The 24520-nt window shown below is 63.4% G+C and carries 19 protein-coding genes; 10 read left to right on the forward strand and 9 right to left on the reverse strand.

Annotated elements, in window-relative coordinates; genetic code table 11:
* Positions 1-286: 286 nt before the first annotated feature.
* Positions 287-610, forward strand: a complete 324-nt coding sequence (locus tag D2V04_RS06885) for a hypothetical protein (protein WP_147391787.1) — start codon at positions 287-289, stop codon at positions 608-610.
* Positions 611-651: 41 nt separating this feature from the next.
* On the opposite strand, the gene D2V04_RS06890 is transcribed toward D2V04_RS06885, so the two are convergent.
* Positions 652-939: a hypothetical protein gene (locus tag D2V04_RS06890; RefSeq protein ID WP_119512512.1), complete on the reverse strand. Its 288-nt coding sequence runs from the start codon at positions 937-939 to the stop codon at positions 652-654.
* Between the two features lie 213 nt (positions 940-1152).
* Here D2V04_RS06890 and hutC point away from each other — a divergent pair, with 213 nt between their 5' ends.
* Complete coding sequence (gene hutC, locus D2V04_RS06895; protein WP_119512513.1) at positions 1153-1911, forward strand: histidine utilization repressor; 759 nt, start codon at positions 1153-1155, stop codon at positions 1909-1911.
* Between the two features lie 17 nt (positions 1912-1928).
* Here hutC and D2V04_RS06900 read toward each other — a convergent pair whose 3' ends face one another.
* The 4 genes from D2V04_RS06900 to D2V04_RS06915 form a co-directional block, all read right to left on the reverse strand.
* A complete protein-coding gene (locus D2V04_RS06900) occupies positions 1929-2654 on the reverse strand; it encodes a PepSY domain-containing protein (RefSeq protein WP_119512514.1) in 726 nt (241 codons plus the stop codon).
* Positions 2651-3358, reverse strand: coding sequence for a PepSY domain-containing protein (locus D2V04_RS06905; protein WP_119512515.1), 708 nt, complete (start codon positions 3356-3358; stop codon positions 2651-2653). Before D2V04_RS06905 ends, D2V04_RS06900 begins: the two co-directional genes overlap by 4 nt.
* Positions 3359-3368: 10 nt before the next feature.
* Positions 3369-6062, reverse strand: a complete 2694-nt coding sequence (locus D2V04_RS06910) for a TonB-dependent receptor domain-containing protein (protein WP_119512516.1) — start codon at positions 6060-6062, stop codon at positions 3369-3371.
* Between the two features lie 387 nt (positions 6063-6449).
* Positions 6450-7748: a serine hydrolase domain-containing protein gene (locus D2V04_RS06915; protein WP_119512517.1), complete on the reverse strand. Its 1299-nt coding sequence runs from the start codon at positions 7746-7748 to the stop codon at positions 6450-6452.
* A gap of 199 nt (positions 7749-7947) precedes the next feature.
* Here D2V04_RS06915 and D2V04_RS06920 point away from each other — a divergent pair, with 199 nt between their 5' ends.
* From D2V04_RS06920 to D2V04_RS06945, 6 genes are all read left to right on the forward strand, one after another.
* Positions 7948-8235 (forward strand): DUF4212 domain-containing protein, encoded by a 288-nt coding sequence (locus D2V04_RS06920; protein ID WP_228766296.1) that lies wholly within the window; start codon positions 7948-7950, stop codon positions 8233-8235.
* Complete coding sequence (locus tag D2V04_RS06925) at positions 8232-9980, forward strand: sodium:solute symporter family protein (protein ID WP_119512518.1); 1749 nt, start codon at positions 8232-8234, stop codon at positions 9978-9980. Before D2V04_RS06920 ends, D2V04_RS06925 begins: the two co-directional genes overlap by 4 nt.
* 62 nt (positions 9981-10042) lie before the next feature.
* A complete protein-coding gene (locus tag D2V04_RS06930; RefSeq protein WP_119512637.1) occupies positions 10043-13543 on the forward strand; it encodes a hydantoinase B/oxoprolinase family protein in 3501 nt (1166 codons plus the stop codon).
* A complete protein-coding gene (locus D2V04_RS06935) occupies positions 13540-14286 on the forward strand; it encodes a DUF969 domain-containing protein (RefSeq protein ID WP_119512519.1) in 747 nt (248 codons plus the stop codon). The genes D2V04_RS06930 and D2V04_RS06935 overlap by 4 nt, the downstream gene beginning before the upstream one ends.
* A complete protein-coding gene (locus tag D2V04_RS06940; RefSeq protein ID WP_119512520.1) occupies positions 14283-15236 on the forward strand; it encodes a DUF979 domain-containing protein in 954 nt (317 codons plus the stop codon). Before D2V04_RS06935 ends, D2V04_RS06940 begins: the two co-directional genes overlap by 4 nt.
* Complete coding sequence (locus D2V04_RS06945; protein WP_119512521.1) at positions 15233-16237, forward strand: DUF2891 domain-containing protein; 1005 nt, start codon at positions 15233-15235, stop codon at positions 16235-16237. The genes D2V04_RS06940 and D2V04_RS06945 overlap by 4 nt, the downstream gene beginning before the upstream one ends.
* On the opposite strand, the gene D2V04_RS06950 is transcribed toward D2V04_RS06945, so the two are convergent.
* On the reverse strand, positions 16234-17376 hold the full coding sequence (locus tag D2V04_RS06950) for a DJ-1/PfpI family protein (RefSeq protein WP_119512522.1): 1143 nt from the start codon (positions 17374-17376) through the stop codon (positions 16234-16236). The two genes, D2V04_RS06945 and D2V04_RS06950, sit on opposite strands and share 4 nt — an antisense overlap.
* 117 nt (positions 17377-17493) lie before the next feature.
* On the reverse strand, positions 17494-18510 hold the full coding sequence (locus tag D2V04_RS06955; RefSeq protein ID WP_119512523.1) for a hypothetical protein: 1017 nt from the start codon (positions 18508-18510) through the stop codon (positions 17494-17496).
* Positions 18511-18785: 275 nt separating this feature from the next.
* Between D2V04_RS06955 and D2V04_RS06960 the strand changes: the two genes are divergently transcribed.
* Together D2V04_RS06960 and D2V04_RS06965 are read left to right on the forward strand one after the other, a co-directional pair.
* Positions 18786-19298 (forward strand): hypothetical protein, encoded by a 513-nt coding sequence (locus D2V04_RS06960; protein ID WP_147391788.1) that lies wholly within the window; start codon positions 18786-18788, stop codon positions 19296-19298.
* A gap of 162 nt (positions 19299-19460) precedes the next feature.
* Positions 19461-22445, forward strand: a complete 2985-nt coding sequence (locus D2V04_RS06965) for a TonB-dependent receptor domain-containing protein (protein ID WP_228766298.1) — start codon at positions 19461-19463, stop codon at positions 22443-22445.
* A gap of 94 nt (positions 22446-22539) precedes the next feature.
* On the opposite strand, the gene D2V04_RS06970 is transcribed toward D2V04_RS06965, so the two are convergent.
* Both D2V04_RS06970 and D2V04_RS06975 read right to left on the reverse strand, forming a co-directional pair.
* Positions 22540-23346 (reverse strand): LytR/AlgR family response regulator transcription factor, encoded by an 807-nt coding sequence (locus D2V04_RS06970; RefSeq protein ID WP_119512526.1) that lies wholly within the window; start codon positions 23344-23346, stop codon positions 22540-22542.
* Entirely contained in the window at positions 23346-24458 is a 1113-nt protein-coding gene (locus D2V04_RS06975; protein ID WP_182849684.1) for a sensor histidine kinase, read from the reverse strand. Before D2V04_RS06975 ends, D2V04_RS06970 begins: the two co-directional genes overlap by 1 nt.
* Positions 24459-24520: the final 62 nt, after the last annotated feature.

Genomic DNA, 24520 nt, shown 5'->3' on the forward strand with positions numbered 1-24520 from the left:
ATGGGCACGGCTGATCCCGTCGGAATAGTGGCGACAAAGTTTCTCGCCCGACTCCGCACCTATGCGGTGGGGCCTTGCTCCTCGTCCTCCTCTGTCGACGATATCCCGGATGCGCCTGGCTGCGTAGTCATATTGCGTCGCCCTCTTGTCCATCGACCGATTGTTATGCACAGTGCGCGCAAGGCGAAGCGTGGTAACAAGAAGGCGCAGGAATAAGGCGCCACCACGACGTCGGAACGACAGCCAGGTCCCGAAAGAGGGCCGGCTGAGAGGAGGAGATGGAGAGATGCTGATTGCAGCTTGGCTTGCGATGTTCGCCATTGGCTGGTTTTCCAACCGATGGCGCTCCGGGCTACCGATCGCGCTGGTGGTTGCCGTGGGCACAACCGCGCTCTGTCTGGTGACCACGAATAGTCCGGTATTCACCGCAGTCGAAAGGCACCTCAGTTTCACCGCGGAGAGCATAGCGCTCAATTTCCTGGCCAAGCTGACCTATACCTTCCTGTTCTACTCGGCCGGACACCTCTGCAAACGCGCGATGGATGGGTGGCGGCGCAAGGCTGACGATACCGGGATCCCCGACGCGAGGATGCAACGCAACGCCCCGTAACGAACCGGGAGACGACCATTCATCTCCCGGTCCGAGCGAATTCAGTGCTGGGCCATGTCATGACCGGCATGCGGATCGGCAGTCGGCTTTTCGCGGCAGGTCTTCTTATCGCCACTGGTTTTCATTTTATCGCAGCGAACCGTCTTGTCCGCGGCCCCCTTCTTGCAGCAGGCCCCGCTCATGTCGTGGCCTTCGTGCCCGGTATGCTGTGAGTGCCCGGCAGTGCCCTGCCGGGGCGGATGCTGCGCGTGCGCATCGGCCGGGACTGCGCTCTGAGCAAAGGCGGGAGAGACGATCGTCATCGCGACCGCAGCAAGCATCATTTTCATTCGTCGTTCTCCGGAAGGAAGTGGAAGAACCCAATTCCTCGAAGTCATACGCGAAGGGGACGCCTGTCCCTCAACCGGGGGCAACGGATGGGACCCGGATCGACGCGAATTTCGCCTGGTCCCCGGCCAAAGGCATTGCTGGTGCTTGCCTGAAGATTGTATAGTCAACTGCGGTTGAGGATGCGTGCGATGCGGAAAAAGATCAAATGATTCATGAAATTGCAGCGTGACGATGCCGGCGGCGACGCCGTGACGAAGCGAGCGACCCCGCACTATAAGGTCATAAAGCGCAGCATCAGCGATGCCGTGAAGAAGGGCGATCTCAAGCCGGGCGACCGCATTCCCTCGGAAGCCGAGCTGGTCGCACGGTTCAATGTCTCGCGCATGACGGCCAACCGCGCGTTGCGCGAGCTTCAGGCGGCAGGGGTCATCGTCCGCCACGCGGGCAAAGGCTCGTTCATCGCCGAGCCCGCGCCAATCGGGCAGCTCATCGAGATCCGCAATATCGCCGACGAAGTGCGCGAGCGGGGCCATGCCTGGCGCGCGCGCGTCGTCCGCAACGACGAAGAGCGCGCCGACGCCGAAACGGCCGCGCTGCTCCAGGTCTCGCTGGGCACGCGCCTGTTTCATTCGGTAATCGTACATCACGAGGACGATCTGCCGATCCAGCTCGAAGAGCGCTTCGTCCTCGCCTCGATCGCGCCCGAATATGGTCAGCGGGATTTCACGCGGGCAACGCCCAATGAATACCTGACCCGTATCGCCCCGATCGAGCGGGTCGAGCACCGGGTTTCAGCCACCATGCCCGACGAGCAGACTCGCACGCTGCTCACCCTCGCGACAGACGAGCCGGTATTGCGAATGACGCGGCGGACCTGGAGCCGCGGCCGGCTGGTCTCACACGCCTGGCTGACCCATCCCGGCAGCCGGTTCGAACTATCCGCCGCCTTCGCGATCGATGATCGCTGCTGAAATCGCCGAGACCTGGATCAGGATCTGGCGGCCGATCTGCGCCGCCGCCTGAGCCAGCGAAAATCCGCCCGGCTGAAGCTCTTGAACAGCAGGTAGAACCCCGTTCCGGAAATCCACAGCGTGCCGAATGCCACGAAGACGATGAGCGGATGGTTGAAGCTCGTGCGATTGAGATAGTCCATGTTGTGGAGCATCCAGAAGAAGTCCCACGTACGCCAGGTATCGCCGCGCATGATGAGGAACCGTCCGGTGTCCGCCGAGACATAGGCGCTGTTGTTTTCCTCGTCCGCGAAATCGATCCGCCACACGGGTCCGGAGAAGTCGCGCGATTCCAGGTTGGGCTCGGGCAGCAGTTGCGCGCGCGTGATCCGCGCATCGTTGGCCTGTGTCGCGATGCGCCGGGCGGCTGCCGCGTCGATGGTGACAGGCGCACCGGTCTCCGCATCGAACAAACGCACCTCGGCGCCGCTACGTACCTCGTAGATCGGCCGCGAGCCCAGGTTGCGCAGCGTAACGCCGGTAACGTCGGCGGTGCTCGCGAGCGATGCGAGAGGGGCATAGCCGGTTGTGTGGAGCGCCGGAGCATCGGCCGCACTGGACGAGTGCCCGCCGACTTTCTCCATGTCCAGCAGGGCCATGACCGACCCGCTCAACGCCCAGATGACGAACTGGATGCCCAGGATCAGGCCCATCCACTTGTGAATGCGCCGGAACAGCAGCGGCGAGAATCGGATGCGCTTCATGCTTTCTTCTTCCTGCGGCGCCGGGGAAAGGCCCAGATCAGCAGCCAGGCCCCCGTCGCGATCATCGCAAGCGCGGTCCACGTTGCGACGCGGAGCAGCGGATTGTTGACGTTCGTGCGCTCCTCGTAATCCATGATGTGGAGCATCCAGGCGAAGTCGAATACGCGCCACAACTGGTGACGGCGCGACATCAGTTCGCCGGTCGTGGGCGAAAGATAGAGCGTGGGGCGATTCCAGCCTTCGAACTCCACCTGCCACAGCGGCGGCGCGTAGGTCTTTATCTCGGCGGGGACCTCGGTCAGCAGGCGAGCCGAGACGATCGGCGCGTCGCCGGTGAAGATGCGCCGCGCCTGCGCACGGATCTGCGTCTCGTCCAGCGGAGGCAGCGGATGGCCTGTCCTGGCGTCGAACAGGCGCGCGCCCTCCCCCGTCTGTGCGCGCCATACGGGCTGACCGAACAGCCGCTGAAGACGCACTTCCGACGTGCCTGGCGCAGCCGCGATGACGCGAGAAGCGGGTACGACTTCGTCGAGATCGAACGGGGCGGCCTGCGGCGCCCGGACCAGATGGTCGCCGTGGATGATGTCGATATGGACGGCGACCATGTAGAAGCCGGTCAGCGTCCAGATCACGACCTGGACGCCGACCAGCAGCGCCAGCCATTTATGGGTTCGCCGTACGACGAGAGGCCAGCGGACCTTCATGCGTGCTCCCTCAGAACGTCGTGCGGACACCGGCGTAAAACCGCCGTCCGAGCAGGTCGTAAGTCATCGTATCCGTGTTGGCATCGGTGTAGCTCTGGATAAAGGGGGCCTTGCGGTCGAACAGGTTGTCGACCCCGAGCTGGAACCGCATCTTCTGGCTCACTTCGAATGCCAACTGCAGATTGTGATAGAATACGTTCGGAGTGCGGTAGCCGACATCGCCTGGTGCGGCATTGAAATCGGTCGCCTTGCCGATCCACTGGCTCGACCATGTGGCGGCGACGCCGTCTTTCTCCAGCGTTAGTACGCCGTAGCCGCGCCATTCGGGAAAGCCCCCGTTGCCCCCGCCGATGTAGCCATCGAACACGATCGGTGCGCCGCCCGGAAAGGGGTAAACGGTGTATTCGTTGAGCCAGGTCACGTTGAGGTCGAGCGAGACCGCCACATCACCGATCGTCCGGTCATAGACCAGCCCGAGGTCGAGGCCGCTCATGTCCTCGCGCCCGGTGTTGATCGGCTGCGCCGACAGATAGGTCACCTCGCCCGTCAGCGTGCTGCGGGTGAAATCGTTGCAGAACGGGTGCGACAGGCCGCTGCTGGCATAGCAGACGGCGAGCTTGGTCGAGCCCGGAATTGCGCGGATCGCATCCTCGATCCGGATGTCGAACCAATCCGCCGTCAGCGAAAGGCCGTCGACCAACGCGCGCGGCGAGACGACCGTACCGACCGTCCAGCTGGTGGAGCTTTCCGGCTTCAGGTTCTCGTTCCCGCCCATGGTGGTCAGGATCGTGGAGCCGAGCTGGACATAGCCGGCGGGCACGCCAGACGCCTGGCAATTGGCGATCAGCGTGGCATTGCCGCTGCTCGAATAGTTCGAGCACGGATCGGTGGTGGTCAGGTTCCCTTCGGAAACGCCGCCGAACAACTCGGGCACATTGGGCACGCGGAAGCCGGTGCCGTAAGTGCCACGCAGGCGGAAGCTGTCGCTTATGACCCAGTCTAGCGCGACCTTGTAGTTCCAGTCGCTGCCGAACAGGTCGTAGTCCGAATAGCGAACCGCGCCATCGATCGTCAGCGCCTGAACGAACGGCTGATCGGCAAGCAGCGGCACCGACAGCTCGAGATAGCCTTCCTTGGCGGTGCTCGATCCGGAAATCGGATCCTGCTGGTTGGTGTTCGCGATGCCCAGCACCGTGAGCGGGTCGGGATCGCGCCAGCCCTTTTCCTTGCGGTAGACCGCACCCGCGGCGAAGGCGACCGAACCCGCCGGTAGGTCAAACAGGTTGCCGGTGAGATCGGCGGTGACGGTGGCGAGCTGGTTGCCGCCGTGGTCTCGCATGGTGAAGAGGATGTAGTCGAGCGCCTCGGGCGTCAGGTCGCCATACCCCAGGTAGTCGCCGCAGGGAATCGCCGCGCCCGGCGCCGTACTGCATTCGGAGGTGTCGAGCGACGCCGCAACCCGCTCGAGATTGGCGATGTTGGTAGCGCCGTCGATCGCGGTGTTGCGTCCGAAGCTGCCTGCGATTTCCCAGGCCCAATCGTTGGCCAACGTGCCTCGCAGACCCAGGGTGCCTTGCCAGGTATCGGTTTCCTGGAAGAACTGCCGGGGGCCGGCTTCGGCCAGATTGCGCCGGACGAGCACGATGTCCTGCCCCGTCGGATTGGTCGGATGGCCCGCCGCGATCTCCAGATTGCGCAGAGTCCCCGGGGTTGCGATCTGGTTCGACTTGCGGAGCGTGTAGAGAAATTCGCCGAACGCCTGGACGCCGTCCGTCACGTCGTAATCGGCAAAGAACGCCGTGCTGACGCGCTCGACCGGGCTCACGGCGTTGAGGAAGCGGTTGAAGTTGATGTTGTGCTTGGCCGGATCGTAGGGCTCGAAGAAGTCGCCGTCGCCGCCCGGATCCTGATTGAAATTGATCTGGCTCCCGTCGGGCAGAACGGCGCGGCCACCGATGGTGGAGGAGCTGTTGATACAGCTCAGTTGCCCCGGCACGGTTTCCGCCAGCGAGCATGGCGCACGGCTGGCCATATTGACTGGATCGGTCTTCTGGTAGGTCACCGCTGCCATGAAGCCGCCGCGATCGCCGCGAACGCCCCAGATGAGATCGGCGGTGAAGTCCGACCCGTCACCTTCCTCGTTGATGCCCATGCGGGCGCTTAGCCCGAGGCCCTCGTAGTCCGTGCGTGTTACCAGGTTGACGACACCGGCCATGGCATCGGCGCCGTAAATGGCGGACGCGCCGTCCTTGAGCACATCCGTCCGCTGGAGAGCGGCGACGGGGATCATGTTGAGATCGGGTGAGGAATTGGCACCGGTACCACCCGCCACCAGCCGCCGACCGTTGAGCAGCACCAGCGTCCGCTTGATCCCGAGCCCGCGCAGGTTGACTTGAGCGGTGCCCCAGCCGTTATCCGTCCAGTATGCCGAAGTCTGGTTGCCCGCGAAGCCAGCATTGGCGGGCAGGCGCTGGAGAACGGTTTCGATATTTACGATGCCGGTGTTCTCGATCTGCTCGGCGGACACCACGGTGGCAGGACCGACACCTGCAAGATCCTGCCTGCGAATGCGCGATCCGGTCACCACGATGTCTGCGGCGCCTGCCGCTTCGGCGGCTGGTTCGTTTTCCGGCTGCGTCTGAGCAAGCGCAGGTGATGCAATGGCTGCCGCGACAGCCGCGCTGGCAAGCAAATAGGTCCTCATAGTCGTGCGAGCCCCTCATAGCCTCTCGATCGGCTCGCAAACAGCACGAGTTGTATATACAGGTCAACAGGATTTTTCTGTTTTATTACAGATAGTTAAGCGGAGTTTATGTGGACGGACCGGACATGATAGATACGCATCCGTCCGCTCTCCCCCTTATCTGCGGGGAAATATTTTTTCCCGGAGTGCTCTTATGCCGATTGCCGCCGCTCGCTACACCAACGTTGCCTGGAATAAAATATCGGACGCGGTCTCATCCCGCCTCGCGCAAACTGTGCGTGGTCGTGCGAGTAGAGGGGACGCCGTTCTACTTCGACACCGCCAAGATCGCAGCTAGGAATGCCGCGCATTGAGCCTGCGCCGCGGCGCGATCGGCGGTGGTGCCCGTCAGTCGATGGCTTGATAGATCAGCGCCCGCAGCTTGCCATGGTCGTCGATATCTCCGGCCGGCAGCAATTGAGTCATGTAAGTGACCGTTAGCCTTTCTTCGGGATCGACCCAATATTGACTGTGGTAGGCGCCGCCCCAGCCGAACTCGCCTTCGGAGCCCGGCTCCCCTGCAGCTCCCAGATCGGTGCGGATGGAGAACCCGAGCCCAAAGCCCATGCCGGGGTCGAATCCGATCTCTCCCAGATGGTTGGACACCATCAGCTCCACCGACTTGCCGCTCAGGTAGCGCCGTCCGTCGAGCTCGCCGCCGCGCCGCATCATCTCGAGGAAGCGGCTGTAGTCGGCTGCGGTGGACAACAGGCCCGCACCACCTGAGTAGGCGACCCGCGGGCCATCCAAATAATGTCCCTGCCCGAAATGGCCGCCGGCCTTCCAGGCATTCGCATCCGCCGCCCGCCGCAGGCCACCTCCCTCGCCCTCGTAAACGACCGCAAGCCGGTCAGCCTTCTCGCGCGGCAGATAGAAGGAGGTGTCCTTCATGCCGAGCGGTTTGATCAGGCGCTCGTCGAGAAATTCCTGCAGCGACTTGCCGCTGAGCTTTTCCACGATCACACCCAGAATGTCGGTGTTGTAGCCATAGACGAACTTCTCCCCGGGCTGCGCTGCCATGGGGAGCGATGCCATGTGGGCGACGGCGCTCGATACCGGCTCGCTGCGGTTCGCGAAGTACCAGCCGAACAGGCCTGCATCGCGCCATGCGTCTTCTGCAGGCCCTGAGCCATAGGAGATGCCGGCCGTATGGGTGAGCAAGTCCCGGATCGTGATGGGCCGATTGGCGGGAACGGTCTCGTAGCCGCCCTCCGGTGTGGCCACCGCGACGGTCGTTTCCTTCCATGCGGGCAGATGCTTGCCGACCGGATCGTCGAGCAGCAGCTTGCCTTCCTCCATCAGCATCATCACCGCGACGCTTGTCAGCGCCTTGGTCTGCGAGGCGATGCGGAAGATCGTGTCCTCCCGCATCGGATCGCGCGCTTCCTTGTCGCGCCATCCCACCGCTTCCGAAAAGACGCGCTTGCCGTCCTGCTGGATCATAACCACCGCGCCGGCCAGCCGGCCCTCGTCGACATAGCGCTGCAATTGCGTGCGCAAGCGGCCGAGCCGCTCGGCGGAGATCGTGGATGCCGCCGGTGCTTCTACCGCCTGAGCCGGTGCTTGTGCCTGTGCGGACCCCACGCCGCCGAGCATGGCCGTGGAGACCAACAGGCCGGATACGACCTTCACCGCGATCCAATTCATCCGTCTTCTCCCTGTCTCTCGAGCCACCGTCATGCGGGCCGTGCGATAGCGAGGTCAAGCGAAAGGGAACGTGCGCTTGACGGCTCCGTCCGCACGCGGAAGAAAGGAGAGAGGTCCTGGTCTGCGACAGGTCCAGGAAATGAGATGCCCGGCAGATGCGCTCTGCGTTGAACGGGACGTAAGATGAGGGGGAGAACCAGTGCCCGAGGACGAAATTGAGGCGCGCGAAGTTGCGGCTTCGAACTACTGGCGCGCCAACGTCAGGTTGCTCGGCTTGTTGTTGAGCATCTGGTTCATCTGCTCCTTCGGCGCGGGGATCCTTTTCCGCGAGTACCTCGACCGGTTCTCGATCGGCGGCTATCCGCTCGGCTTCTGGTTCGCCCAGCAAGGCTCCATCTACATCTTCCTCCTGCTGATCGTGATCTATGTGGTCCTGATGGGACGGATCGAGCGCAAGCATGGCCTCGGTGACGGTGAGCCTCAGTGAGCACCCAGACGCTCATCTACATCTTCGTAGCCGCCAGCTTCGCCCTCTATATCGGCATAGCGATCTGGTCGCGGGCGTCCTCAACAAGCGAGTTTTACGTCGCCGGCGGAGAAGTGAACCCCGTCGTCAACGGCATGGCTACCGCGGCCGACTGGATGAGCGCGGCGAGCTTTATCTCGATGGCCGGGCTGATCGCGTTCCTTGGCTATGACGGCTCCGTCTACCTGATGGGATGGACCGGCGGATACGTGCTTCTTGCGCTGCTGCTGGCGCCTTACCTGCGCAAGTTCGGCCAGTTCACGGTGCCCGACTTCATCGGTGCGCGCTACTATAGCAAGGCGGCCCGGGTCGTCGCGGTGGTCTGCCTTATCTTCATCAGCTTCACCTATATCGCCGGGCAAATGCGCGGGGTGGGTATCGTCTTCTCCAGATTCCTCGATGTCTCGGTTACCATCGGCGTCATCGCCGGCATGGGCATCGTCTTCATCTACGCGGTGCTGGGCGGCATGAAGGGCATCACCTACACTCAGGTAGCGCAGTATTGCGTGCTGATTTTCGCCTACCTGGTGCCGGCCTTTTTCATCAGCTTCATGTTGACCGGCAATCCGGTGCCGCAGCTCGGCCTCGGCTCGCAGCTCAACGACGGTTCGGGCCTCTACGTGCTCCAGAAGCTCGATCTGGTCGTCCAGGATCTCGGCTTCGCAGCCTATACTGCTGGCACCAAGTCGATGATCGACGTCTTCTGCATCACCGCCGCGCTGATGGTCGGCACGGCGGGGCTGCCGCATGTCATAGTGCGCTTCTTCACCGTCCCGCGCGCCGCGGATGCTCGCAAGTCAGCCGGGTGGGCGCTCCTTTTCATCTCCCTGCTCTATACAACAGCGCCCGCCGTGGGTGCCTTCGCCCGGCTGAACTTCACCGAAAGCGTGAACGAGACCGCCTATGCGGATGCACCGGGCTGGTTCACCAACTGGGAAGCCAACGACCTGATCGCGTTCCGCGACCGAAACGCCGACGGCATAATGCAGTATCGTGCGGGCGCCGCGTTCGACGGCGCACCGCTCTTTACGGATGAGAGAGGGGCTTCGGGCGAGCGGCTGGTGATGAACGAGGACATCCCGGGCGGCACCAACGAAGTGTACGTGGACCGGGACATCATGGTGCTCGCCAACCCGGAGATCGCGAGCCTCCCCGGCTGGGTGATCGCGCTGGTTGCAGCCGGGGGTCTGGCAGCCGCACTGTCCACCGCCGCGGGGCTCTTGCTGGTTATTTCGAGCGCCGTCAGCCACGACCTGCTGAAGCAGACGTTCCGGCCGCAGATCACCGAGAAGGGCGAGCTGGCTGCCGCCCGGATCGCCGCAACGGCTGCCATCCTGGTCGCTGGGTACCTCGGGGTCTATCCTCCCGGTTGGGTGGCGGAGGTGGTCGCATTCGCATTCGGATTGGCGGCCGCTTCGCTGTTCCCGGCAATTTTTCTGGGCATCTTCACGAAATGGGTGAACCGCGAAGGCGCGATCGCCGGCATGGTGACCGGGCTCGGCTTCACGTTTCTCTACATCGCCTACTTCAAGCTCTGGGAACCGGCTGCGAACGTTCAGGCCAATTGGCTATTCGGCATTTCGCCCGAAGGGATCGGCGTGGTCGGCATGCTGCTCAACTTCGCTGTGGCAGCCGTGGTCGCCAAAATCACCGCAAGACCTCCGGCCGAGGTTGGTCGCCTGGTATCGATGATACGGGTGCCATAGCGTGTCATCCTTTGCCGGCGCGGTTTGCTTGAGGCACGGCTCCGAAAATGCTTCATGAAGCCATGACCAGCGGATGGAGCTTCGCGATCGATCGCGGCGGAACGTTCACCGATGTGATCGCACGCTCGCCGGAAAACGAGGTGGTCGTCGAGAAGCTGCTGTCGGAGAACCCGGGCCAGTACGCGGATGCGGCGCTGGAGGCGATCCGGCGCATCCTGACGCGCGGCGACGGTGGCACGGCCGCGTCGGTACGCATGGGCACGACCGTCGCAACGAACGCCCTTCTCGAGCGCAGAGGCGACCGCGTCGCCCTGGCGATAACCCGCGGCTTCGGCGATGCGCTGCGGATCGGATATCAGGCGCGGCCGGACATCTTCGCGCGGCACATCCGCCTTCCCGACCAGGCGTACGAGCGGGTCATCGAAGTCGACGAGCGCGTCGGCGCAGAGGGCGATATCGTGCGGCCGCTCGACGAGGAGCGGACTCGCGCGGCACTTGCCGAAGCGCGGACCAGCGGGATCGACGCACTCGCAATCGTCTTGCTGCACGGATGGCGCTTCACCGATCACGAGGAGCGGGTCGCGCGGATCGCCTGCGAGCTGGGCTTTGGGCAGATCTCCGTCAGTCACGAAGTGGCGCCGCTGATAAAGCTTGTCGGGCGCGGCGATACGACGGTGGTGGACGCCTATTTGTCGCCCGTCCTGGGGCGCTACGTCAGCCAGATCGCGGCCGGACTATCCGCCGATACGCGCCTGCAATTCATGCAATCGAACGGCGGACTTGCGGACGCTCAGGCATTCCGGGGCAAGGATGCGATCCTGTCCGGTCCGGCAGGGGGCGTGGTCGGAATGGTGGCGGCCACCCGCCCGCACTTTGCCGACGACGAGCCGGTACGCCTGATCGGCTTCGATATGGGCGGGACGTCGACGGATGTTTCACACTATTCGGGCCGTTTCGAGCTTACGGACGAAAGCGTCGTCGCGGGCGTTCGCATCCGCGCGCCGATGATGCAGATCCACACCGTCGCGGCCGGCGGCGGTTCGATCTGCAGTTTCGACGGCATGCGTTTTCGGGTCGGTCCCGGAAGCGCCGGCTCGGACCCGGGGCCGGCCTGCTATCGCAACGGCGGCCCTCTCACGGTTACCGATTGCAACCTGTTCCTCGGCCGCATCGATCCGCAGGCGTTCCCTGCCGTGTTCGGGCCCGAGGGCGATCAACCACTCGATGCCCAAGCATCGCGCGCGCGACTTCGGGAAGTTGCCGAGGCACTCGGAGACGCAAAGTCGCTGGAAGAGATCGCCGAGGGCTTCCTCGCCGTCGCAGTCGACAACATGACCAACGCCATCCGAAAGATCTCGGTAGCGCGAGGCCATGACGTGACACGCTACACCCTCGCCTGCTTCGGCGGAGCCGGCGGCCAGTTGGCATGCCGGGTCGCGGATGCGCTGGGCATCGAGCGGATCCTGATCCATCCGCTCGCGGGCGTGCTGTCGGCCTATGGGATCGGCCTCGCCGATGTGAAGTCCATCCGGGAAGAAAGCTTCCTGCAGCCGCTCGGCACGGACTTCTCACAACCGCTCGCGGCGCTCGAGGGGGCCGCCACCGCATCGCTCGTTGCTCAAGGCGTCCCGCTCGAAACGGTCGTTCTGCATCGACGGTCTCGCCTCCGCTACGCGGGCAGCGATACGACCCTGGAGGTGGCGCTGCGAGAACCGGACGAAATGCGTGCGGAGTTCGAACACCTTCACCAGGGGCGCTTCGGCTATGTCGACAAGCAGGCTGCGGTGATCCTGGATGCGCTCATCGTCGAAGGCGTCGGCGATTCCGCGGCGGAGCCGCCCCAGTTGCAGGTTCAAGAGGAAGCGAAGCCAGTCAGCGGCCCCGCGATCATCACCGAGCAGACGTCGACGATTGTCGTCGAGCCCGGCTGGAGCGCGCTGCGAGCATCGGACGGGACCCTCGTGCTGACGCGCAGCGTGCCGGCGCAGCGTGCCCAGGCGCTCGGCACGAAGGCCGATCCGGTGATGCTCGAGATCTTCAACAACCTGTTCATGGCCATCGCCGAAGAAATGGGGGTTGCGCTCCAGTCGACCGCGACGAGCGTCAACATCAAGGAGCGGCTCGACTTCTCATGCGCCCTGTTCGACCGTGACGGTGCGCTGATCGCCAACGCGCCTCACATCCCGGTGCACCTTGGCTCGATGGGCGAAAGCATCCGCCACATCATCGATATGCGCGGCTCGGCGCGCGACGGACGGGGCATCCTGCGCGGAGATGCCTACGCGTTGAACGACCCTTACCGCGGGGGCACGCACCTGCCGGACGTGACGGTGATCATGCCCGTCTTCTACTCCGACGAGGATGCCGAGCCCTCAGCCTTCGTGGCCGCGCGCGGCCATCATGCCGACATCGGCGGCATTGCGCCGGGTTCGATGCCGCCCGACAGCCGCACGATCGACGCGGAAGGTGTGCTGATCGACAACCTGCTGCTCGTCGACGAGGGACATTTTCAGGAGCGCGAGGTGCGCACCCTGCTCGGCTCCGGATCGCACCCGGCGCGCAACGTCGACCGCAACATCTCCGACCTCAGGGCGCAGCTTGCGGCCTGCGCACGCGGCGCCGAAGGACTCATCGGCGCCGTACGCGAACACGGGTCCGACGTTATCGACGCCTACATGCGCCATGTTCTCGCCAACGCGGAGGAGTCGGTTCGGCGGCTGCTCGAAACGCTCGACGACGGCGAATTCGAGTACGCATTGGACAACGGCGCCAGCGTCCGCGTCGCCATTCGTATCGACCGCGCGAAACGGTCCGCCGTCTTCGATTTCACCGGTACCAGCGAGCAACTCGGCGACAACTTCAACGCGCCGTTCTCGATCGTACGCGCCGCGTCGCTATACGTTCTGCGCACATTGATCGACGACCCCATACCGATGAACGACGGTTGCCTCCGCCCAGTCGAGCTGGTGGTGCCCGAAGGGAGCATGCTGAGCCCTCGCTATCCGGCAGCGGTCGTGGCCGGCAATGTCGAGACCAGCCAAGTGGTCACCGACGCCCTGTTTGCAGCGACGGGTCGCCTTGCACCGAGCCAGGGAACGATGAACAATTTCACCTTCGGCAACGGCCAACACCAATATTACGAGACGATCGCCGGCGGCTCCGGAGCCGGACCCGATCATGACGGGACCGACGCGGTGCAGACGCACATGACGAACAGCCGTCTCACCGACCCCGAGATCCTCGAGACCCGGCACCCGGTCCGGCTCGACCGTTTCGCAATCCGGCGCTGCTCCGGCGGAGACGGCGAGCATCGCGGCGGCGATGGCGTCACCCGAGAACTGACGTTCCTCGAGCCGATGCGGGCCAACATCCTCGCGAACCGGCGCCGTGTTCCGCCCAGAGGTATCAAGGGCGGCGGCGACGGCAAAGCCGGCCGCAACTGGGTCGAACGCGTCGATGGGACGATCGAGGAACTGAGCGCCACCCAGTCCGCCGAGATGCAGCCCGGCGACCGCTTCGTGATAGAGACGCCGGGCGGCGGCGGGTTCGGAGCGACGAAATGACTTACCTTCCGCTGCTCGGAATCCTGCTCGTCGTCATCGGCTTCGCGCTTCGCATGAACCCGATGCTGGTCGTCACGGCCGCGGCCGTCGTGACCGGACTTCTCGCGGGGATGGATCTTTACCAGGTTATCTCGACCTTCGGCGAGGCCTTCAACGACAACCGCATCATCGCCATCGTATGGATCGTCCTCCCGGTGATCGGCCTGCTCGAACGCTTCGGGCTGCAGCAGCAGGCAGCGACGCTGATCCGCGGCTTCCGAAAGGCCACCGCTGGCAAGCTTCTGATCCTTTACCTGCTCTATCGCCAGATCACCGCCGCAATCGGACTGCACTCGACTGCCGGACATCCGCAGACCGTGCGGCCGCTGATCGCGCCGATGGCGCTCGCTGCCGCCGAAAAGCAGCGCGGCGGCCCGATCGACGAAGACACGGCGGAGCGCGTCAAAAGCTATTCGGCCGCCACCGACAATGTCGGTCTGTTTTTCGGGGAAGATATCTTTTTCGCGATCGGATCGATCGTGCTGATCCAGCAGACGCTGCTCACTTACGGGTACAATCTCGCGCCGCTCGAAATTGCCGTTTGGGCGATCCCGACCGCGATCGCCGCGTTTCTGATCCATGGTACGAGGCTCGCGCTGCTCGACCGTCGGCTGACGCGCGGTGCGGGGCTCGCCACCATGCCGGCGCCGCACCATACGCCGACCGACACGCCGCCCACCGGCCATGTGGGGGCGAGCGAATGATCACGCTGCAATGGCTCTACATCCTCGCGGGCCTCATGTTCGCGGCCTTCGCGCTCCTGAGCGCTGCCGACCGCACCAACGCGAAGCGGCTCGGCAATGCGGCGTTCTGGGGTCTGATGGCGCTGAGCCTGCTTGCCGGCGACTACCTCGGCGGTTTCGGAAACGGCCTGCTGGTGCTCGGGCTGGCCGGCCTGGCAGGTTTCGGGCTCATCGGCCGAAGCGCACCGCCCACGACAACGGATGCCGAGCGGGAGAGCTGGGCCGATCGGCTTGGTAACAGGCTCTTTCTTCCGGCACTCATCATCCCTGCGACGGCGCTCTTCGGCACGCTCGCCTACAACTACACGGCGCTCGGCACCTACGGCTGGTTCGAAGACAAGCGCGAGACCTACGTTCTGCTGGGTGTGGGCGTGCTGCTTGCAATCGCGGCCATTTTCGCATGGTTGAAACCGTCGCCCCTGGCCCCGGTTCAGGAGGGGCGGCGCCTCATCGACGCGATCGGCTGGGCCGCCGTTCTTCCGCAGATGCTCGCGGCGCTCGGCGTACTGTTCGCAGCCGCGGGCGTCGGCACGATCATCGGAGACCTGACCGCGGCAGTCATTCCGGAGGGCAGCATCTTCCTCACCGTGCTGGTTTTCGCGATGGGAATGGCCCTGTTCACGATGATCATGGGCAATGCGTTCGCGGCATTCCCCGTCATGGCCGCGGCAGTCGGCATCCCGCTCCTTGTTGAAGACTATGGCGGCAATCCGGCGATCGTCGGGGCAGTCGGCATGCTGGCGGGGTTCTGCGGGACTTTGATGACCCCGATGGCAGCCAACTTCAACCTCGTCCCGGCGGCGCTGCTGGAGCTCAAGGATCAGTACGGCGTGATCAAGGCGCAGATTGCTACGGCGCTGCCCCTGCTCGTCGCCAACATCCTCATCATCTATTTCGCGGCATTCGGATGACTGATCTTAGCATGCATACGGCAGCGAAGATGGCTCGCATTGCTCTCGGGCATGTCGCGCAGGAATATCCGCACAAGCTCGATCACGTGCTGGGCGGCGACGAGGATGCGCGGCCACCGCGAGAGCTTCACCCCGTCTTCTTCGGCAGCTTCGACTGGCATAGCTGTGTGCACGGCTGGTGGACGCTGTTGACGGTTCGTCGCCTGCATCGCGATGGCGCCGAGGCGCTGGAGATCGAGCGGCTCGCGGACAGCACGTTCACCGCCGAAAAGATTGCCGTGGAGCGGGCTTATCTGGACCGCCCCCTCTCGCGGGGGTTCGAACGGCCCTATGGCTGGGCGTGGCTGCTCTACCTTCACCTTGAAGCGGCCAAACACGCCGACCGCAGCTGGGTCGCCGAGCTCGCGCCGCTGGCGAGCGCTTTCGCCAATCGCTTTCGCACGTATCTGCAGATCCTTACCTACCCGATTCGGGCGGGCGCTCATTCCAACACGGCCTTCGCGCTCGTTCTTGCGCTCGAATGGGCGGAGCAGTTCGACGAGCCTCTCGCCGACCTGATCCGCTCGCGTTCGCGGCATTGGTTCGCCGCCGACCGCGACGCACAGGCGTGGGAGCCGAGTGGCGATGACTTCCTCTCCCCGACGCTGACGGAAGCGCTCCTGATGAAGCGGGTGCTCGCAGAGGACGCGTTCGGCGAGTGGTTCGGTCATTTCCTGCCGCGGATCCACCAGCGGCAGCCGGAGACACTCTTCACTCCGGCGACCGTCAGCGATCGCAGCGACGGCAAGATCGCGCACCTCGACGGCCTCAATCTCAGCCGCGCCTGGTGCTGGCGCCTGCTGGGCCATCGGGATGTCGCGGAAGAGCACCTTGCAGCCGCACTACCGCACGTCGCAGGTGACTACATGGGGGAGCACTGGCTGCAGAGCTTCGCCCTTCTGGCCCTACTCGCCACGAGGACAATTCAGGCAGACGCGTTAATTCCGCCCTCCCCACACTAGTTCGTACGCGGATACTCCAGTTGCATGGCGACGACATCGGTTGTGAGCTTCCCGTAACGGTCGGTGATCGTGTCGAGCGTCCGGTCCAGTGCATCGACCGGTCGCTGGGCGGGGAAGATCGACACCCGGCGATCCGACGGCCATTGGTCGTCGGCGAGATCAGGCAAGATGCGAATTCCGTTTGCCGTTGCCACCGCATGGGTCGAAGCCGCGAAGGTGACGACGTCGGACCGGTAGGTTCGGGACCAGGCGTCGGCCACTATAGCCAGCGACACCTCGTCCATGCCGGGCTGAAGCTCGATTCCCCAAGTGTCGCGATTCCAGAACGTCATGCGATTGGCGAGCACGGTCGTCACGAACGGACGCGTGAGCCTGAATGCTGCGCTTGAATGCCGCGCATCCCAGGCTTCGACGCCCAGTTCGTGCGCAACTTCTTCCGCCTTCCTGTGTCCGGCAATTGCTTCGATCAGCGTCAGCATCATCGGCATCGCGGCGGTGATGCCGGTTGTGGTCACGACATTCCCGTCAGCCACCATGCGCCGGCCGGCGACATACTCGATCGTCGGGCTTCGCTCGAGCATCTCGCGGCGATAGTACCAGTGTGTCGTCGCACGCTTGCCGTCCAGCAGGCCGGCCGCGCCGACCACTTTGGCGCCAGCGCAGACGCCGAGGATTCGCGCGCCCTTGCGGGATTGATCCCGCAGCCATGCAAGCACCGCAGGATCGTCATCGCGGCTCATCGCCGGAACGATGACATAATCGGCTCCCTCGGGATGCCCGGCATCGAATTTGGCGATCGTCGCGTCCGGTTCTGCCCGAAGCGCGGGATAAAGCTGGACCGGCCCCGGTCCGGTCGCCAGCATGATCACATCGGCTACATCCGCTCGCCGCAGGATCCCGGTCGTGGTGATGTAGTCGTTGGTCTCGGTGGCGTCGTTGACCCCGACGACCGCAATGACAGGCCGGCCTTCGCCATCGTGTCGCAATGCAGCGAGCATGGCGGCGGCCTCTTCCTGCGGCACCGGCGGAGCCTCGACCGCAACCGTTTTGGAAGGGAGGCTGAAAATCCAACCGGCAAAGCCCCCCAGACAAAGCAGAACGACAGCGACACCGCCCCAGATGAAGATCGACTTCGACATGATTGCGTCTCCTTGACGGAAATGGTCGCGAGGCCGTCGGAACCCGGCAGCTTTATGATGCCGGCATCTTGGCAAACGCGCGGGATGTGTTCGCAGCGAAGACTGTTGGCCTGTACCTCAAGCTGATCGACGAACCGTCACTGTTCGCTTGACTACCCCTAGCGCGATATCGCCCCGCAGATGCGGCGCGCGCCAAAAAGTGGTCTCCCCGCGATGCACAAGATGTCCGCGCACGTGATGCAGTCGCGGCGTTTGCCGGGTTTGCGCACTCCCGCCGTGCTCGCCAGACAGGATGCTGCCCCGCGCGAGGTCGAGACCGATTTCGGAATGTTCGAGCAGCGGAAGTTTTCCTCTTCTCTGTCGCGCCTTGTTCAGTCGGGACAGGTCGCTCGACAGAAAGGTCAGCGGCGTGCGGCTTTCCAGCACTGCGACGAACGCCAGGATCTGAGGGAGGAGATACCAGGTATTATCCATACACTCCTGAATAAGCTGCGGAAACTTTTCGCGCCCGCAGCGAGCGAGAAACTCTTCCCAACCGGGATCGAGTCTGGCGATCACGTGCGAAAGCAAGTCGTCGAGCTGCGGAAGCGCGGCATTGCGCACAGCGAATGCCGAGCGTCCGTTCGCCGCCCTCGCCATCGGCGCGTCCAGGTCGAACTCGACCGAGAGGACATTCAGGTCCGGTAACGCACCCTCACTCGCCCACCAGGAGTGAATCTCGCCGCTGCGACCGTCGGGCCCCGAGTTGACGAGAGCGCCGAAACTATGCCGCGATGTAGCATCTTCGGATGGCCACTCCAGCCAGAAGGAATCATGGGGCATCTTCATGCGCGGATTGCGGGTGTCGAGATAGCTATCTGCCGAGCGGACCAGTTCGCAGCACCAGAACGCAACCTCGGGTTGAAGAATATACCGCACCGGCACGGTCGCGATCTCTTTGTTTCGACAGCCCACGCCTGTCAGAAGCATCGGCTTTGGCAAGCCCTTCGAAATCCGGATTTTGGGAGGACAGAGCATGATCCTGTCCGCCAGCCGCGTCGCTCGCGCGGTCAGACTGCGGATTTCGGCGATATTGCCGCTATCCATGATCTCGCCCGGACCGTTGCGCTCTTGATCCCGAGGCCTCGTCGCCATGCCCGTCCCTCCCTTTGCCGGCGGAGGGAGCAAGAGTGACCGCACCCTTGCGAAGCCGCAGTGACGAGGTCAGCGAGCGGCGAAACAATGCAGCCTAGCGCGCGGGAACTCTGCCGAACGTCACATGCGCGCGGTCAGCGGGATCGGTTGCGCACGTGCCGCCGCCGCTCTCACCGCACGCATGGCTTCAGAACCGTGCCGTTCGGCTGCATCGGGGTGGGATGATCGCAGCGTAATCGGGATTGTCCTCAGAAAAGGCGGAGAGGACGACCTCAATGACCAGAAGAGCAATTTTGAAAGCCATCTTTGTCGCAGGAACGCTCGACATCCTTTCTGCCGTCGCGCTGACGGCCATGGCGGGCCGCCCGGTCGACCGGATGCTTGCCGGTATCGCGGCGGGACCGTTCGGCGACGGCGTCATCGCGCTCGGTCTCACTGCCGCGATGCTGGGGCTGGTGACGCATTATGCTCTGATGTCGATCATGGTCGTCGTGTTTGCCGGGTTGATCAGGCGATATCCCGGCCTGGTCCATCGACCTGTGGCTGCGGGAATCCTGTACGGGCTCGCCATCTATGCCGTGATGTACTGGCTGGTTCTTCCGATCCGCTGGCCCGACACGACACAGCTCTTCACGTTACGGGCGATCGGCATTCCGATCCTCATCCACATCACGCTGGTCGGCCTCCCTATATCGCTGATCCTTTCGGCCGCCGGCCGCAGCTCCCGCCAATCCGCCGTGCATGTTGCCGCAAGCGGCATGTCCTCGCGGCAGGCTCCACCCGCGTAAACGAGAGGTCATTCAAGAGACCACTCGCGGCCGAGCCGGCGCCTGGCGCTACGTTCGCCCCTCGTAAATCGACGCTCGGCCGGCTCCCTCCGTTCGGCGGCAGCGAAGGGCCACTGACCGGCAACGTCGGCGTCACGCAGACCGTCCGGTTCTAGCAAGAGTGTGCCAAGTCACGAGCAGTGGGGCCGCTCCGATCCTTCGCGCGAATGCGCGCAACGCGGCAGCTCTTTCCTTCGCTCGGCGACCGCAAAACAAAAAGACCGTCCAAGGGAGGAACCAATGAGGACCAGAATACGGGCACACCTGTTCGCATCGACCATGCTCGTTGCAGGAGTCGCCGTGCCGGCGCATGCACAGACTGCGGAGGACGCACGCACTCAAGCACCGGAGGCGACGGCGAACGAACAACCGGTCATCGTCGTGACCGGCTCGCGCATCTCAAACCCAAATCTGGATCAATCGAGCCCCGTCCAGGTGGTCGGGGAATCCGAGATCACCCTTCGGCAAGCAACGAACGCAGAGGAACTCATCGGCGAACTCCCCGGCGTTTCTCCAGGCGCCGGCGCGGGCGTCAACAACGGCGGTGCCGGTTTCGCATCGCTCAATCTCCGTGGGGTAGGAACCAATCGCAATCTGGTTCTGCTCGACGGGACGCGTCTCGTCCCTTCTTCTCTGCTCAGCGAAACCGACCTGAACATCATTCCCGTCGCGCTGGTCGAGAGGGTTGAAATCGTTACGGGCGGTGCGTCGTCGGTCTACGGCGCGGATGCGATCGCCGGGGTGGCGAACTTCATCACCAAGAAGGACTTCGCAGGGGCCGAACTCGCAGGAACTCTGGGTATCAACGAGCGCGGCGACGGTGCACGCTATCGGGCCGACGTCACGCTCGGCGCGAATTTCGATGACGGACGAGGCAATGCCGTGCTCAACGTCGGATACCAGAAGGTCGAACCCGTCCTGCAGGGCGACCGCGACGTTTCGCGGAACACCTATTTCATCAACGGCGAACAGATCGGCTCGGGGACGACCTTTCCGACACGGATCAACGGCCGCATCTACAATCCGGAAACCGACTCTCTGCGCGACTATGTCGGGTCGAGGGACGCCTTCAACTTTGCGCCGGACAACTACTTTCAGACGCCGCTCGAGCGCTACAACCTCTTCGGCTCTGCCCGCTACGAGATTGCCGATGCAATCGAGGTGTACGCCAAGGGAATGTTCACCAAGTCCACGGTCCAGCTCAGCTTGGCGCCGTCGGGCATGTTCGGCGACACCTGGCTTCTGCCGCTGAACAATCCATTCTTGCCCAATGCCGTTCGAACCGAGGTCTGCGCCTCCAATTCCATTTCCGCCGCAGACTGCGCGGCCGCCGCGGGCGCGACCGATCCGACCGACCCGAACTATCGTGAAGTTGCCACCATCATCAATCGGCGCTTCGTCGAGCAGGGGCCTCGCATCCGCAATCTTACGACCAACCAGTTTCAGGTCTGGGCAGGTGTGCGCGGCGAGATCACCGACTCGATCGACTTCGACATCTATGGTCTCCATGGCGAATCCGACCGCAAGAACAGCAACATCAACTGGGGGCTGAAATCACGAGTCCAGCAAGCGCTGCGGGCGGTCAGCGAAACCGAATGTGCGGATCCGTCCAACGGCTGCGTGCCCATCAATCTGTTCGGTGACGGAACCGATATCTCGCCGGAGTCGATCGCGTTCTTCAATCAGCCGGCCGGTGCGACCATCAGTACCCGGCTTTCGGTGGTGAGCGGAAGCATCTCGGGCGAGATCGGCAACTTCCTCGCCGGCGAAACGCCGATCGGTTACGCACTGGGCGCGGAGTACAGGAAGTACGGCGCGTCGCAAGTCTCCGACGTTGCTTTCGGCACTCAGGACGAGGTGCTGGGGACTGGCGCCCCCTCGCCCTCGTTCTCGGGCGCCTACGATGTGAAAGAGGTTTTCGCGGAAGTCATCGTCCCGCTGGTCGAAGATGTCCCCGGTATCCATAGCCTGACGTTCGAAGGCGGTCTGCGCCTGTCCGATTATTCCAACACCGGTGGGAGCACAACCTGGAAAGCCGGAGGTACCTGGGAACCATTACGCGGATACAAGATCCGCGGAATATTCCAGCACTCCGTTAGATCACCCAATATCTCCGAACTGTTCACACCGGTGACGACGGGGCTCTCGAACTTGCCCGAGGATCCGTGCGAGGGGACCAATCCCGTCGGCAATCCGGAATTGACGGCAATCTGTATCGCCCAGGGCGCGCCCGCGGGCGTAATCGGGAATATCCCGTCCCCCTCGGCCGGACAGATCAATCTTACAAGCGGGGGAAATCCGGACCTTGGCGTCGAGACTGCGGATTCCTACACCCTCGGCGTGGTGCTGACCCCGCCACAGATTCCCCGGCTGGCCGTGACCGCAGACTACTACCACATCAAGGTCACCGATGCGATTACGCTGCCTACGCCGAACGACATCTTCGGTCCCTGTTTCGAGGAGGGTGACGCCGAAGCTTGCGCCCTGATCCGCCGGAACCCCCTGAACGGCTCGCTCAATGGCGGAGGCGATACGCCGGGTCTGATCGCCGTCCTGACCAACCAAGGCACCATAGTAACCTCGGGCGTCGACCTCCGGATCAATTACGACGTGCCCATGAGCTTCGGTGGACTGAATTTCGATTTGACGGGCAACTGGACTGAACAGTCCAAATTCCAGGCATCGCCGGTCGGCATCAATCGCGAGTGCGTAGGTCAGTACAGCTCGAACTGCGGTTTCTTCGCAGGAGAGATCACGCCGGAACTCAGCTTCAACTTCCGCACAACGGCCCGGATTGACGAGGTGGGCGACATTTCGCTGCTTTGGCGCTGGATCGATGGCGTCGATTACGAACGGATCCTGCCGACGGACGGCGTCCATCCCGACTATCTCAGCATTCCCAGCTACAACTACCTCGACCTGACCTTCCGGACCGAGATAGCCGATACCTTGGGTCTGACGTTCTCGGTACAGAATCTGCTCGACAAGGATCCGCCCAACGTCAGCAACTATGTCGGAACCACCGCGCTGAACTCGGGGAATACCTACCCCACCACGTATGACGTTCTCGGCCGGCGCTACAGCATCACTGCCACGATGAAGTTCTAGCCGGCTGTTTTGCGGAGCGCTGCTCCAAGCGCTTCAGCCGATACTCAGCGGATGAAAGCCTTCCATGGTTTTCATCCGCTTTTCCTCGAGCGTGTCAGCTGTCGGACAGAAGGTCGTTTCGTTTGAAGAGCTCGCGAAGCGAGCGGAAATTGACCCGCCCGGCAGCTATTTTCTCGCCGTTCTCCAGGATCACTTCCCGGCGCCCCGAAGGCGAACGCCGAACCTCGGTGATCGAAGCCAGGCGGACCAGCGCCGAGCGATGGACGCGCACGAACTGCCCGTCTTCCAACTTTGTCTCGAGCGCGCGGATGGACGACCTCACCAGATGCGTCGTCTTGTCGAGGTGAAGCCTCACGTAGTCGTCTTCGCTGCTGATCCAATGGACGTCGGACAGCAACACGCGGGTGAAACTGCTGTTCGCACTTCTGACCCAAATGTCGCCGCTCTCCGTATCGTTTTGTTGATCATGCAAAGCCGCGCGCAGATTTTCGATCACTTCGCGCATTTCCTCGATGCGTGAACCGTCTCTCTCCTCCTCATAGCGGCTCCGCACGCGGGCCAGCGCCTGTTCGAGGCGCCCCGCGTCGATCGGCTTCAACAGATAGTCGATGGCCGCCTGCTCGAAAGCCCTGACGGCGTAATGATCGAAGGCTGTCACGAATATCACGAACGGGTGGTCCGTTTCCCGGCGGTCTTCGATTACGTCGAAACCGGTTCCGTCCCGCATTCTGATATCGAGCAGGAGCACATCGGGTGAACTCGCTTCGATAACATCTGCTGCCTCCGCGCAACTGGACGCGGCGCCCACGAGTTGCACATCCGGCATATCATCGAGCAGGACCTTCAATCGCCGCAGCGCGAGCGGCTCGTCGTCGACGATGACCACCCGGAGCGGCATCATCACAGAAACGTGAGCGGGAACGAGAGCTTCACTTCGAACCCGTCCTCTTTCGTGATGGTGGCCAGCTCCTGCTCGCTGCCAAAGCGCTCGCGCAACCTGCCTCTGATGTTGTCGAGTCCGATTCCGTGCCCCTCCCCTCGGGGCGCGCGTGCTTCTGTTGCCCCCTTATTCTCGACGCGCAGAACGAGCCGCCCTGCGTCCGCGCCGGCCACGACCCGCACGACAGTCGGTGGCTTCGATCGGGCCACCCCGTGCTTGATGGCATTCTCTATGATCGGCTGCAGGATCAGCGCCGGCACCGCGGCATCCCGGAGGCTGTCGGGCAGGTCGATCTGCACTTGCATGTCGGGGTACCGCAATTGCTCGACCGCGAGATAAGTGCGGTGGAAATCGAGCTCCCTCCACAATGGCAGATCGGCGATGGGATCCAGGCTTAGCGTCTGCCGGAAATAGGACGACAGCAGACCCAAAGCCTTGTCCCCGTCCTCGCGCTTGCCCTCCAGCACGAGCGCCGAGATCGAGTTCAAACTGTTGAACAGGAAATGAGGGTTGAGCTGGTTCGACAGCGCCCGGAGCTTCGCTCGATGCGCATGGATCTGCAGTTCGGCGGCGCGCTGCTGCTCCCCTCGCGCAAGAAAGCTGTACTCTATCGCCAGGTACAGGCCGGACCACGCGATGAAGAACCAGGTGTAGAGGAGCAACTGGCGAATGGCCGCATTCCAATCCTCCACCACGAACGCCAGCGGCGCCCCGGAGAGCCAGGCGAAACCGAAATAATTAATCCACGCGAAGATCTCCGCGACGACGGGCGCCGCAATGATCAGCGTCGCGGCCCGCGTCGAGAACCGGCGCGACCGCATCGACTGTAGAAGACGATGCAAGGCATAGCAGAACCCGATCCCCAGAAGCATCACTGCCGCTCGCATCGCCGCAGCGGGGCCGGGCGCACGGTCCGATCCGAGAAGGCTGAGAAGCGTGAACGCGACGAACGTAGAGCCCCACATCGCGAGCGTCAGCCAGATCTTCGCTCTGTTCTCAGCCCGCTGATCGTAGGTTCGCCCACCTCGCGAAGACGGGTCGTCGAGATTTGGACCAACGTCGAGAATGGGCATGACGTTCATCCCAACAGCTTCGCAGAGCACCGTAGAGCTGTCGATATACGCTTGGCCGCAGA

It is taken from the genome of Pelagerythrobacter aerophilus (genome assembly GCF_003581645.1).
GTDB lineage: Bacteria > Pseudomonadota > Alphaproteobacteria > Sphingomonadales > Sphingomonadaceae > Pelagerythrobacter > Pelagerythrobacter aerophilus.